Origin of the sequence: Conexibacter stalactiti (assembly GCF_033542075.1) — a bacterium.
Taxonomy (GTDB): Bacteria; Actinomycetota; Thermoleophilia; order Solirubrobacterales; family Solirubrobacteraceae; genus Conexibacter; species Conexibacter stalactiti.
Genome location: NZ_JAWSTH010000012.1, coordinates 77,776 through 89,877, shown reverse-complemented (window position 1 = coordinate 89,877; position 12,102 = coordinate 77,776). Strand labels below are relative to the sequence as shown.

11 protein-coding genes are annotated in these 12,102 nt (G+C 72.3%); 8 read left to right on the top strand and 3 right to left on the bottom strand.

The annotated features are described in order from the left end of the window. The 7 genes from R7226_RS31705 to R7226_RS07300 form a co-directional block, all read left to right on the top strand. Positions 1 to 163, top strand: a 163-nt coding sequence (locus R7226_RS31705) for a PfkB family carbohydrate kinase (RefSeq protein WP_404827790.1), incomplete at its 5' end; no start/stop codon positions are given. 72 nt (positions 164 to 235) lie between these two features. Continuing rightward, the gene (locus R7226_RS07325; protein ID WP_318596394.1) at positions 236 to 2,638 is read left to right on the top strand and encodes an alpha-amylase family glycosyl hydrolase; all 2,403 of its coding nucleotides are present in this window, start codon (positions 236 to 238) and stop codon (positions 2,636 to 2,638) included. Between the two features lie 73 nt (positions 2,639 to 2,711). Continuing rightward, a complete protein-coding gene (locus R7226_RS07320) occupies positions 2,712 to 3,731 on the top strand; it encodes a hypothetical protein (protein WP_318596393.1) in 1,020 nt (339 codons plus the stop codon). 11 nt (positions 3,732 to 3,742) lie between these two features. Next, entirely contained in the window at positions 3,743 to 3,952 is a 210-nt protein-coding gene (locus R7226_RS07315; protein WP_318596392.1) for a hypothetical protein, read from the top strand. Between the two features lie 201 nt (positions 3,953 to 4,153). Then, positions 4,154 to 4,483 (top strand): hypothetical protein, encoded by a 330-nt coding sequence (locus tag R7226_RS07310; protein ID WP_318596391.1) that lies wholly within the window; start codon positions 4,154 to 4,156, stop codon positions 4,481 to 4,483. A 163-nt stretch (positions 4,484 to 4,646) separates the two neighbouring features. Further along, on the top strand, positions 4,647 to 7,868 hold the full coding sequence (locus tag R7226_RS07305) for a lamin tail domain-containing protein (protein ID WP_318596390.1): 3,222 nt from the start codon (positions 4,647 to 4,649) through the stop codon (positions 7,866 to 7,868). A gap of 125 nt (positions 7,869 to 7,993) precedes the next feature. Then, positions 7,994 to 8,377 (top strand): hypothetical protein, encoded by a 384-nt coding sequence (locus tag R7226_RS07300; protein WP_318596389.1) that lies wholly within the window; start codon positions 7,994 to 7,996, stop codon positions 8,375 to 8,377. On the opposite strand, the gene R7226_RS07295 is transcribed toward R7226_RS07300, so the two are convergent. Then, a complete protein-coding gene (locus tag R7226_RS07295; protein WP_318596388.1) occupies positions 8,374 to 9,309 on the bottom strand; it encodes a DNA polymerase domain-containing protein in 936 nt (311 codons plus the stop codon). The two genes, R7226_RS07300 and R7226_RS07295, sit on opposite strands and share 4 nt — an antisense overlap. Before the next feature lie 121 nt (positions 9,310 to 9,430). On the opposite strand from R7226_RS07295, the gene R7226_RS07290 reads away from it, so the two are divergent. After that, a complete protein-coding gene (locus tag R7226_RS07290; RefSeq protein WP_318596387.1) occupies positions 9,431 to 9,988 on the top strand; it encodes a pentapeptide repeat-containing protein in 558 nt (185 codons plus the stop codon). Between the two features lie 37 nt (positions 9,989 to 10,025). Here the strand turns inward: R7226_RS07290 and R7226_RS07285 are convergent, their stop codons facing one another. Together R7226_RS07285 and R7226_RS07280 are read right to left on the bottom strand one after the other, a co-directional pair. Next, a complete protein-coding gene (locus R7226_RS07285) occupies positions 10,026 to 11,159 on the bottom strand; it encodes an NAD(P)/FAD-dependent oxidoreductase (protein ID WP_318596386.1) in 1,134 nt (377 codons plus the stop codon). Positions 11,160 to 11,221: 62 nt separating this feature from the next. Beyond that, positions 11,222 to 12,034: an MBL fold metallo-hydrolase gene (locus tag R7226_RS07280; RefSeq protein ID WP_318596385.1), complete on the bottom strand. Its 813-nt coding sequence runs from the start codon at positions 12,032 to 12,034 to the stop codon at positions 11,222 to 11,224. Between the last annotated feature and the right edge of the window lie 68 nt (positions 12,035 to 12,102).

Here is a 12,102-nt window from a genome sequence, read left to right as displayed (position 1 = left end):
CGACGCCTTCCGCGGCGCGCTCGCCGCCGAGCTGGCGGCAGGCCAGGAGCTTCACGCGGCGGTGCGCCTCGCGGCGGCGGCGGGCGCCCATGCGACGACCGCGCCGGGAGCGCGCGGCGCGCTCGGCGACCGCGCCGCGATCGAGGCGCTCGCCGCGGGCTGAGCAGCAGGAGCAGCACCGGCAGTTCTCACCGTTCACACACGGTCGTAGAGGAGAGAGATGACGATGCGCAGGATGTGGGCTGCGGCCCTCGCGTCGGCGTGCGCGCTGACGTGCGCACTGGCGGGCCTCGTGACGGGCACCGCCGCCGCCGACGGCGGCCTCACGAGAGACAAGTGGTGGCAGCAGCTGACCGGCGAGAAGACGATCAACGCGCGCTTCTACGGGCTGACGCTCGACGAGGTCAGAGACGACCTCGACCAGATCGCCGCCGACGGCTACAAGATCCTCAACCTCGACTGGCCGGTGAAGGCCGGTCCGACCTCGATCTACAACGGCCTCTCGGCGTCCGACTTCTACAGCGTCGAGCCGTCGATCGGGACCGACCAGGACTGGCTCGACTTCCTCGAAGCCGCGCACGCGCGCGGGATCGCGGTCACGACCTGGTTCAACATCGCCTACTTCTGGACTGGCTCGGCGCTCTTCAAGCAGGCGGAGGCCGACGTCAGAAGATACGGCCCGATCCGCGCCAACCAGCCGGCCAACAGCCCCGCGCGCTTCTTCCGCTGGAGAAGCGGCGCCGGCACGGTCACGAAGCCGTGCGACCTCTGCGGCGTCAACGGCCTCACGAAGCGCTGGGTGACCGATCCCGACGCCGGCACGAACATCAGCTACTACAGCGGCTGGGCCGACCAGCCGACCGGCGACTTCGCCGCCGCCGAGTGGCGCGCGGAGGCGAGAAGAGTCCTCGAGCACTGGCTCGACACCGGCCTCGACGGCTTCATCGTCGACGCGATCACCGAGATGGTCGACTGCGACGCCTCCTGCCTCAGAAGCACGATCACCGACACGATCCACGCCTACCCGGGCCGCATGGCCGCGGCCGAGACGCCGCGCGACGCGACCGCGATCGGCTACGGCTTCGACGCGACGACCGACCAGGCCTTCTGGGGCAACCAGATCGCGACGACGGCGATCGCGAGACAGAACCCGTCGGCGATCGACGACGGCCTCTGGACCCGCGACGGGATCGTCGCCGCGGGCGGCACCGCGCTCTCCGCGCCCGACTTCACGACGACCTCCGACGCGGCGACGCATCTGCTGCAGGCGGCGACGATCGCCGCGAGCGGCAACCAGCTGCTGGTCTGGGATCCGGGCGACGGCTTCGGCTCGCCGTCGACCTGGGCCGGCGAGGGCGCGAGCTTCAAGGCGATCACGGACGCCGTCGTCGCCAACCCGGCGCTGCAGTCGCAGGGCGCCCGCACGCAGGTCGCGACCGACGACGACACGAAGACGTACGCCTTCGTGCGCACCTCGGTCAGCGGGACGCAGAAGGCGCTCGCCGTCTTCAACTACACGAACGCCGCGCGCACGGTGACGGTGAACCTCGCCGGCAGCGGCGTCGGCGACGGCACCACGACCAACCTGCTCGCGGCGGGCGCCGGCCCGTCGATCTCCGGCGGCAGCGTGACGGTGAGACTGCCGGCGTGGGGCTACGCCTTCTACGGCGTCCCGCTGCCGTCGTCGAGCTGCTCGACCAACCTCTGCGGCTCGCTGACGACGGCGAGCGGCGGGACGGTCGACCTGACGGCGACGGGGACGGCCGACTGGGCGCACTGGGGCACGTCGAGCGCGACGAGCTTCGACCACAAGAACGGCGCCGGCCTGATCAGCGACCGCACGGCCGTCGGCAGCGGAACGATCACGCGCTACGCCAACAACGCGATCGGCTACACCTGGAGCGACGGCACGCCGACCGCGAGCGCGACCGCCTCGACGACCGGCATCTACGTGACCGGGGCCGGCAACGGCTTCAGATTCACCGTCCCGGCCGACACGACCGCGCGCAGACTGCTCGTCCACGTCGGCGCGTGGGAGGCGAGAGGGAGACTGGTCGCGACGCTCAGCGACGGCAGCGTGAGCAGCTACACCAGCACCTCGCTGAGCGCCGGCAGCGGCAGCAGCGCCAACGGCACCTTCGCGCTCTCCTACAGAGCGGCGAGAGCGGGGCAGACGCTGACGGTCAGCTGGACGGTCGACTCGGTCGTCACCAGCAACGGCAACGTGACGCTGCAGTCGGCGGCGCTGCAGGGCGGCGGAGGCAGCGGCCCGACGACCACCGTGGTCGACGACGGCGCCGCCGGCTGGAGCTGGGGCGGCGGCTGGAGCGCCTACGCCGACGGCCCGGCCCACGGCGGCACCGCGCACGGCGGCAGCACGATCGGCGCCTGGGGCAGCTACACCTTCACCGGCTCCGCCGTGCGCGTGCGGACGTGGAAGGAGGCCGGCGCCGGCAGCGTGGAGGTCTTCCTCGACGGCGTCTCCCAAGGCGTCTTCAGCGAGGACAACGGCGGCGCCGAGGCGTACGGCCAGCTGCTCTTCAGCCACAGATTCGCCAGCAGCGGCACGCACACGATCAGACTGGTCGCGACGACCGCGGCATGGACGATGGTCGACGCGCTGGAGGTCGATTCCTGAGCATTGGGCGAGCGCGGCGGCGACTTTCGCCGCGCTCTTGTGCGCCGACCTTCGACTGCCTCGTCTTCTCACCGTGAACGCGGGGTACGTTCGCAGTGACGGCGAGCCGGCGCACGCGCCGACTGTCATCGCCGCTGTCGAACGAGGTGAGGGTGGAATGAATACACCACATCCGGTGCACTGGCTGTCTGAGCAGACGCGTACCGGCCTGCGCGATCTCCCGAACAACGCCGCGTGGCTGCTCTCGCGCGCTCTGCAACCGGCGGAGACCGCGGGCAACGCGGCGAAGGGCGCGGCGGCCGACACACGCGACACCGCTCGCAAGGTGAAGGCGTCGGTCGTCGACGCCGCTCCCGTGGGCGGCGACTCGATCGAGACGCGGATGCAGCGCGCGCAGGCGGCTGCCGAGCGGGCGCACGAGGCCGAGGAGCGCGCGATCGAGGCCGCCCGCGAGGCGAAGGAGCGGTCCGAGCACGCGCGCGAGGTGGCCGATCATGGCCGCGCCCGCGTGGCGGAGGTCAAGAGAGCGACGAAGCAGTCCGCCGACGAGCGGATCGCCGAGGCGAGACGACAGGCGGATGAGGCGGTGCAGCGCGAGAGCGCGGCCGCCCGCGCCGAGGCCGACGAGCAGGTCAAGCGGGTGCAGGCGGAGGCCGAGCAGGAGGCGCAGTCGGCCCGCCAGGAGGCCGAGGAGCGCCAGGAAGAGGCGAAGGAGCTGCTGGCGGAGGCCAACTATCGCCTCAGAGAGGCGCGCCACTTGGCGGACGAGGCGACGCAGGTCGCCCGTGCGGTCGCCGAAGAGGCGCGCCGGCAGGCCGACCGGCTGGTCGACGACGCCGAGCAGCAGGCGCGGCAGGCCGATTCGCGGGTCGCCGCGGCCGAGCAGGTGCGCGCGGACACGGCGGAGCGAGCACGCGCCACCGCGCGCACGATCCAGACCGAGGAGATCAACGGCGATCTCGAGGCGCACACGAAGACGGAGCTGATGGGGCTTGCCGCCTCGATCGACATCGAGGGACGGACGAACATGACGAAGGCCGAGCTCGTACGGGCGATCAGAAGCGCCGCGCGCGCGAGACGCACGCGGTCATGAGAGGAGGCGCAATGTCGATCCTGCACAGAAAGAGCCGCTGGGAAAAGATGGTGAGACCGGTCGTCGACCCGCTGAGCCTGCCGAAGGGCGTCAAGTCGGGCGTCGCCGATCCACCGAAGGCGGTCAAGTCCGGCGCCGCGGCCGTCGGCGGTCTCGTCGGCCTGACGCTCGGCAGCGCGCTCGTCTCGACACTGCGGCATCGGCCGAGAGGCCAGACGTGATGAAACTCTCAACGGTGGTGGTGTTCGGAGCCGGCTACGTCATGGGGACCAAGGCGGGACGTGAACGCTATGCGGAAATCGTCAAGGTGGCGCAGAAGGTCTCGAGACGGCTCGACGAGCTCAGCGCGCGTGGTGAGGTCGGAGCTGACGCGGAGGAGGATCGACCCGCCCCAGTCGCCGACTACGCCGACGACGCTGGCGGTGCTTTCGATCCCCGGGAGCACGAGACGACTCTCGGAGGGCGTGGCGCTGAAGGCGTCGGTGATCGCGCGTTTGCTGGGTATTCGCCTGCTGACCTTGGACGCGACCGTCCTCGTCGCGCCGGCTGAGATCGCGGCGGCGACGACCGTGCCACCGCCGTCGCGGTCCTCGCCGCTGCCCGCGCTGCCGTCGCCGTCGCCGTCGCCGTCGCCGCGCACGGCCGCGCGCTCGCGGCCGGTCGGAGACGGCCTGCGCGAGGCCGAGCGCTGCATCGAGGAGGGGGCGGCCAGCCTCGCGGCCGCTCGCTCCGTCGCGCCGTCGCGGCGCTGAAGCGGCGCTCCCCGCGCGCCCGCTCGTGAACCGGCGGCCACGCCGCGGTTGCATTTTGTTCGCAACTTCGTCGCATCTCGTTCACAACATCGGCGAGGCGGCTGCATAGCGTCCTGCCGGCCGCCGGCACCCATCGAGCCCGGCGTCGTCGAACAGGAGAACGATGCTCGCCGCAGCCTCGAGCCGCGCCCGCCGGCGCACAGCCCGCACCCTCGTGCTGGGAGTCGCCACCGCCGCGACCGTCGTCAGCGGGTACGCCGCCACCGCCGCGTCCGCGGCGCCGCTGACCGGCGTCGACCTGTCCACCTACGTGCGCGTCGGCCGCTTCGACCTGCCGGAGCCGACGCGCAGCCCGGCGCCGGCCGGCAGCATCCTCGCGCAGGAGGCATCGGGGGTCACCTACAACTGGGACACCGACACGCTGTTCGTCGTCGGCGACGGCGGCACGTCGGTCGTGCAGGTCAGCAAGACCGGCCAGCTGATCGACTCGATGACGCTCCCCGCGGGCGGCAGCGCGCAGGGGACGGAGTTCTACGACACCGAGGGGATCGCGTACGTCGGCGGCGGCAGATTCGTGCTGTCGGAGGAGCGCTACCGCCAGGTCAACCGCTTCACGTACGTGCCGAACACGACGCTCACGCGCGCCGCCGTCGAGACGGTGAAGCTCGGCACGACGATCGACAACATCGGGATCGAGGGCATCTCCAACGACCCGCAGAGCGGCGGCTTCCTCGTCGTCAAGGAGAAGAGCCCGCGCGGCATCTTCCAGACGGGGATCGACTTCCCCGCCGGCACCGCCACGAACGGCTCGCCGACGACCGAGAGCTCGACCGACCTGTTCGACCCGGCGCTGCCCGGTCTGTCGGACCTCTCCGACGTCTACTCGCTCGCGAACGTGAGAGGGCTGACCGGTCCTGACGCCAGCCACCTGCTGATGATCAGCCAGGAGTCGGGCAGAGTCGTCAACGTCGACCGCAGCGGCACCGTCTCCAGCTGGCTGACGCTCGTCGCCGACGCCGGCAACCCGCTGTCGATCCCCGACCAGACGCACGAGGGCGTCACGATGGACGAGGACGGCAAGGTCTACACCGTCAACGAGCAGGGCGGCGGCGACAACGCCCATCCGCAGCTGTGGGTCTTCGCGCCCTCGGCGGTCCCCAACGCGGCGCCGACGGCGGTGACGCTCGCCAACCCGGTCACGACGCTCGCCGAGAACACCAGCACCGCCACGCGCTACAAGGTCGCCGCGGTCGACGTCGCCGATGACGGCCTGGGCAACAACCATCTGACGGTGACGGGCCCCGACGCGGCCGCGTTCGAGGTCGACGGCAACGGCCTCTACGTCAAGGCCGGCACGACGCTCGACTTCGAGACGAAGAGCAGCTACACGGTCAGCGTCGTGGTCGACGATCCCAACGTCGGCGCGACCCCGGACGCGACCAGCGACCCGTACACGCTCACGCTCACCGACGTCGTCGACGAGACGCCGGTGACCGCCTCGGTGATCGTCTCCGAGGTGACGCCGTGGGCCAGCGGCGACGCCTCCTACGGCGCCGACTGGATCGAGCTGACGAACACCGGCGAGACGACGGTCGACCTGACCGGCTGGAAGATCGACGACAGCTCGAACGCCTTCGGCTCCGCCGTCGCGCTGAACGGCGTCAGCAGCCTCGCGCCGGGCCAGTCGGCCGTCTTCCTCGAAGGCGACGCGACGACGGTCAGCAGATTCAAGCTGTCGTGGTTCGGCCCCGGCGCGCCGAGCGACCTCGCGGTCGGCTTCTACTCCGGCGCCGGCATCGGCCTCAGCACCAGCGGCGACGCCGTCAACGTCTTCGACGCGCTCGGCGAGCGCCTGACCGGCGTCAGGTTCGGCGCCTCGACGAGCGGCTTCACGTTCGACAACGCGGCCGGCGCGGGCAGCACGACGCTGCCGCTGCCGGCGATCTCAACGCTGAGCGTCGTCGGGGTCAACGGCGCCTTCCTCGCCGAGGGCCAGGTCGGCTCGCCGGGGCGGATCGCGACGCCGCCGCCGTCGGTGATCGTCTCCGAGGTGACGCCGTGGAGCAGCAGCAACGCGACGTACAGAGCGGACTGGATCGAGCTGACGAACACCGGCGAGACGACCGTCGACCTGACCGGCTGGAAGATCGACGACAGCTCCAACGACTTCCCGGCATCTGTCGCGCTGACCGGCGTCAGCAGCCTCGCGCCGGGTCAGTCAGCCGTCTTCATCGAGGGCGACGCGACCACGGCTGACAGATTCAAGGCGGCCTGGTTCGGCGCCGACGTGCCGAGCGGCTTCACGATCGGGACGTACACGGGCGGCGGCATCGGCCTCGGCAACGGCGGCGACGCGGTCGTCGTCTTCGACGCCGCCGGCGATCGCGTCACCGGCGTCAGCTTCGGCGCCTCGACGAGCGGCTTCACGTTCGACAATGCCGCCGGGATCGGCAGCACGACGGTGCCGCTGCCGGCGATCTCGACGCTCAGCGCAGCCGGCGTCAACGGCGCCTTCCTGGCCGGCGGCGAGACCGGCTCGCCCGGTCTGGTCGAGGCGGCGCCGGCGCCGGTCGTGACCTTCGACGTGCCGGCCTTCGCCGAGCAGGCGCAGGGCACGATCGGCAGCGCGCAGACGGTGACGGTGACCAACAGCGGCGACGCGCCGCTGAACGTCTCGCGCGTGCGGATCAGAGACGCCGACGGGCTCTCGAAGGGCGACTTCCTGCTCGCCGACGAGAGCTGCACCGACGACGTGGTGGAGCCCGGCGCGAGCTGCGAGGTGCTGGTGCGCTTCGCGCCCGGCCGCGCGAACGTGACGTCGAACGCGACGCTCGTGCTGACCGACGACACCGAGGCGGGCGCGAGCAGCGTCGCGCTGACCGGCAGAAGCGGCGGCCTGCCGAGAGGCGACGACGGGGCGCAGGGGCCGGCCGGCCCGATCGGCCCCGCGGGTCCGACCGGTCCGACGGGACCCGGCGGCGCTGACGGCGCCGTCGGCCCGAAGGGCGATGCGGGCTCGAAGGGCGATGCGGGCGCGAAGGGCGACGCCGGCGCGAAGGGCGACGCCGGCGCGAAGGGCGACGCGGGCGACCGCGGCCCCGCCGGGCCGAAGGGCGACAGAGGCGCGGCCGGCCGCGACGCGGTCGTCACCTGCCGCATCACGTCGACCAGAGGCCGGCAGAAGGTCTCGTGCTCGGTCACGTACGTGAGAAGCGGCAGAAGCGCGAGAGGCGCCGGCAGAGCGGCGCAGGCGCGGCTCGTGCGCAATGGCCGCACCTACGCGAGCGGTCGCGTCGGAGCGCTGCGCCCCACCAAGCGCCTCCAGCGCGGCACGCGCTACACGCTGCGCGTCGCGGGCCTGGCGCTGCCGGTGCGGCTGCGGTAGGACGCTGACTGCGGCGGCCGCGCCCCGCGCGCGGCCGCCGCGACCGAGCCGAAGCCGAACGCGCGCGGCCGCCGCATCACTTCGATCGGCGGTTCGTCGCCGCACCGGGACGTAGGATCCGCGGCATGACGACTCCCCGCCTTCGCCCGTTCGCGGGCGTGCTCGCGCTGATCGCGGCGACCGCGCTCTCCGCCGGCCTCGCCGCTCCGGCCGCCGCCGCGACGGCCAGATCGACCACCTGCGACGTCTCAGCCGTCGCCGACAGACTCGGGCCGACCTCCGTCTCCGCGGTGAAGGTGAAGGGCACCAGATGCGCGACCGGGATCGCGGTCGTGAAGGCGTTCCACGCCTGCCGGCTGAAGAACGGCGCCAGCGGCCGCTGCGTGAGACGCGTGAGAGGCTTCGCCTGCATGGAACAGCGCACCGGCAGCACGCCGCAGTTCACCGCGCTCGTGACGTGCAGGAAGGACAGAGCGACGGTCTCGCACCGCTACACGCAGGTGGTCTAACCCGCCTCCCGCTTCGCTCGCGCGCGGCGCTTGCCCTCGTGCATCGCCGCGACGCGGGCGACGGGGATCGCGCGCCCTTCCTCGACGAGCGCGTCTGGCAGCGCCTGCGCGGCCGGCATCGTCTCCGCCCACGGGTTGCCGTCGCCGAGCAGCGCCGGAACCGTGTGGATCGTGAAGGCGGTCGGATCGACGCGGTCGAGCTCGTCCCAGGCGAGCGGGAAGGAGACGGTCGCGCCCGGCCGGATCCGCGGGCTGTAGGCGGCGACGACGGTCGCGCCCCCGGCGCGGGTCGCGTCGACGAAGACCTTCCCCTCGCGTTCCTCGACGACGTAGGCGGTCGTCGCGACCGCCGGGTCGAGCCGCTCGGCACGGGCGGCGAGCGCGCGCGTGGCGGCGGCGATCGCCTCGCCGCTGGTCGGCGCGGCGAGCGGCACGAAGACGTGCACGCCCTTGGCGCCGCTCGTCTTCAGCGCGCCTTCGAGGCCGGCGTCGGTGAGCGCCTGGCGGACCAGCTGCGCGGTGCGTGCCACGACGGCGAAGGGAGCGCCCGCGGGCGGGTCGAGGTCGAGCACGAGGTGCGTCTGGCGCGGGCCGTCGGGCTCGATCCGCACGAGCGTCGGGTGGTACTCGATCGCGCGCTGGTTGGCGAACCAGCGCAACGTCTCGCGGTCGTCGCAGAGCGCGTAGTGCACGTCGCGTCTCGACGCCTCCGCCCAGATCGAGACGGTCTTGATCCACGGCGGCGCGTATCTGGGGACGTTCTTCTGCATGAACGGCCGGCGGCCGCGCAGCGCCCGCATCACCGACAGCGGCCGGTCGCGCAGCTCGCCCAGCAGCTGCTCGGCGACCGCGTCGAGATAGTCGACGAGGTCGCCCTTGGTCGCCTCGGCGCCATCGAACAGGGGCTGGTCGAGGTTGGTCAGCTCGGTCATCGAAGACTTGGACGCCACCGCGGGCGAAAACTCATCGGCGGCGCCGAGACTACGCCGCGTGCGCCGAGCGAGCAATATCGTGGCGCGCACGTCGTCGATCAGCACGAGGAAAGTCCGTCAGATGCCAAGAGCCCATGTGCCCGCCCCGCCGCGCAGACCGCGCGCGCCGTTGATGGAGATCGATCCGGAGGGGCTTGACGACGAGGCGCTGAAGGAAGGGCTCGCCGACGCGGTGCTGGAGCGGGTCAACCTCGCCAACCTGCGCGGCTACAGAACGATGCTCGAGCGGGTCGTGCTGCGCGGCTGCCGCATGACCGGCATCCAGTTCGCCGAGTCGACGCTGCGCGACGTGCTCGTCGAGGACTGCCGCGTCGACCTCGCGTCATTCCGCTACAGCCGGCTGGAGCGCGTCGTCTTCCGCCGCTGCCTGCTGCAGGACCTGGAGCTGACCGAGGCGCAGCTGTCGTCGGTCGTCTTCGAGGAGTGCGACCTCAGCGGCGCCGACTTCGCCTTCGCGAGATTCGCCCGCTCGGAGATCCGCGGCTGCACGCTCGACCGCGTGACCTCGGTCGAGCGGCTGCGCGGCGTCGCGATGCCGTGGCCGGACATCGTCGGCTTCGCCGGCCAGCTCGCCGCCGCGATCGGGATCTCGATGATCGTCGAAGGGGAAGAGGAGTAGGGCGGCCTCGTCCCCTGTCGCCGGGCGCGTCAGGTGCTCAGAGGCCGAACCAGCGCGCGCGGCGGCTGCTGCCGAACTCCCGCTTGCGCTCCATCTGCGCGACCGACGGCGTGTTGAAGGTGCCGGTTCTCTCGGGTCCGGAGAGGAAGTCGATGTCGACGCTGCCGATGCGGCCGCCGCCGAACTCGATGTAGCAGGTGCCCTGGCCGAGATGGCGGCCGGGCGCCTCGCCCGCGCCGAGTCTCGCGATGATCGTCTGCGCGACGATGCGCGCCGCGCCCTCGGCGAAGACGCCGGCCTTCGGCACCCCGGCGGTCGCGACGTCGCCGACGGCGTACACGTCGGGGTATCTCGTCTGAAGCGTCGCGGAGTCGACCGGGATGTAGCCGTTCTCCGTCATGCCGCTGGCGATCACGACCTCCGCCGCGCGGTGCTTGGGGACGCCGAAGAGGTGGTCGAACGCCAGCTCGCTGTCGTCGTCGAGCACGGCGACGCTGCGCGCGGGGTCGACGGAGGCGATGCGGCGCCCGCCGATGAAGGCGATGTCGCGCTCGGCGAAGGCGGCGAGCAGCGCGGCGGAGGTCTCCGGCGACGGCGGCACGGGCGTGCTCAGCGGCATCACGAACGAGATCTGGCAGGCGTCGCGCACGTCGCGCGCGACCAGCTCGTCGTGCAGCAGCAGCGCGCACTCGCTCGGCGCCGGCGGGCACTTGAACGGTGCGCCGCAGACGCCGATCACGATGTGGCCCTGCGTGATCGTCGGGATCACCTGCGCGAGCCGCTCGGCGCCGGCGACGGAGTAGAACTCGTTGCCGCCCTCGGCGAGGCCGGGCGTCGCGTCGAGGTCGTAGTCGGCACCGAGCGCGACGACGAGCACGTCGGCGTCGTGGACGCCGGCGTCGGTCGTCACGCGGCGGGCCTCCGGGTCGATCGCGGTGACCGTCTCGCGCAGCACGCGCACGCCCGGCTTGGCGACCTCGCTGTACGGCAGCCGGACCGACTCCGGCGTCGAGCGGCCGAACATCACGTCGAGCTTCGAGTAGCCGAAGACAAACGCGTCGCTCTTGTCGATCACGGTCACGTCGACCCCGTCGCCGAGCGCCTCGGAGAGCGTCGTGCTCAACTCCAGACCGCCGAACCCTGCCCCGAGAACCACCACGCGTGTCGTCATCGGCCGATCCTAACGCCGGTAGATCAGGCCGAACGTGGACTTGGGTCCATGGCGGCGGGCGTTCACGCGGGGGTCGCGGCCGCCTCCAGTTCGAGCGTCTCGCCGGTCTCCAGCACCCGCGCGGTCACGCCCGCCTCGCGCGCGGCGGCGAGGAAGCTCGCGGCCGGCCCGTCGACCTGCTCGTAGAGCGGCGGGCCATTGAGCGTGTCGTAGTGGATCGGGACGGCGAGGCGGGCGCCGAGGATCGCCGCGGCGACGGCCGCCTGCTGGGGATCCATCGCCGCCGCGAACGGGCTCGGAGGCTGACGGTGGGGGAGGCTGACGCGCGGGCCGTTGACCGGCAGGAAGACGGCGTCGAAGGTGCCGAGCCGCAGCTTCGTCAGCCACCACGAGCCGTGGAAGATCGTGTCGCCGGCGTGCAGGATCCGCACGCCGCCGGCCTCGATCGCCCACGACACCTGCGGGTCGCCGAAGCCGTCGACGGCCGGGACGGCGATGAAGGTGAACGGACCGCGGGTGACCGACTCCCACGGCTCGACCGTCTGTGTCGAGATCTCGCGCTCGGCGATCCCCTGCTCGGCGAGCACCAGCGCGCCGTTCTCCAGCGGGCCGCCCGCGGGCGCCGGTGCCGGGCGCAGCAGGAGGCCTTCGGGGCGCAGCGCGGCCGCGATCGCGGCGGGGTCGGCGTGGTCGCTGTGGAGGTGGGTGACGAGCGCGGTCGCGATGGTGCCGGCCGCCGCCGGCGCGGGCAGGGGACCGTGCGGCGGGCCGACGAACGGCTCCAGCGCCGACGCGTCCTCGAACAGGTCGACGACGGCGCTCTCGCCGTCGACCTCCAGCTCCAGCCCAGCCCAGCCAAGTCGGCGGATTCGCATCGTGGTTCGCTCCTCGGTTCGCGGCGCGCTCGTCCGCTCGGTCGTCGAGCGGCGATCGCGCCATTTAG

Coding starts and splice junctions, on each gene's coding strand:
- R7226_RS07325 (WP_318596394.1), top strand. CDS start 236: ATGTGGGCTGCGGCCCTCGCGTCGGCGTGCGCGCTGACGTGCGCACTG.
- R7226_RS07315 (WP_318596392.1), top strand. CDS start 3,743: ATGTCGATCCTGCACAGAAAGAGCCGCTGGGAAAAGATGGTGAGACCG.
- R7226_RS07305 (WP_318596390.1), top strand. CDS start 4,647: ATGCTCGCCGCAGCCTCGAGCCGCGCCCGCCGGCGCACAGCCCGCACC.
- R7226_RS07300 (WP_318596389.1), top strand. CDS start 7,994: ATGACGACTCCCCGCCTTCGCCCGTTCGCGGGCGTGCTCGCGCTGATC.
- R7226_RS07295 (WP_318596388.1), bottom strand. CDS start 9,309: ATGACCGAGCTGACCAACCTCGACCAGCCCCTGTTCGATGGCGCCGAG.
- R7226_RS07290 (WP_318596387.1), top strand. CDS start 9,431: ATGCCAAGAGCCCATGTGCCCGCCCCGCCGCGCAGACCGCGCGCGCCG.
- R7226_RS07285 (WP_318596386.1), bottom strand. CDS start 11,159: ATGACGACACGCGTGGTGGTTCTCGGGGCAGGGTTCGGCGGTCTGGAG.
- R7226_RS07280 (WP_318596385.1), bottom strand. CDS start 12,034: ATGCGAATCCGCCGACTTGGCTGGGCTGGGCTGGAGCTGGAGGTCGAC.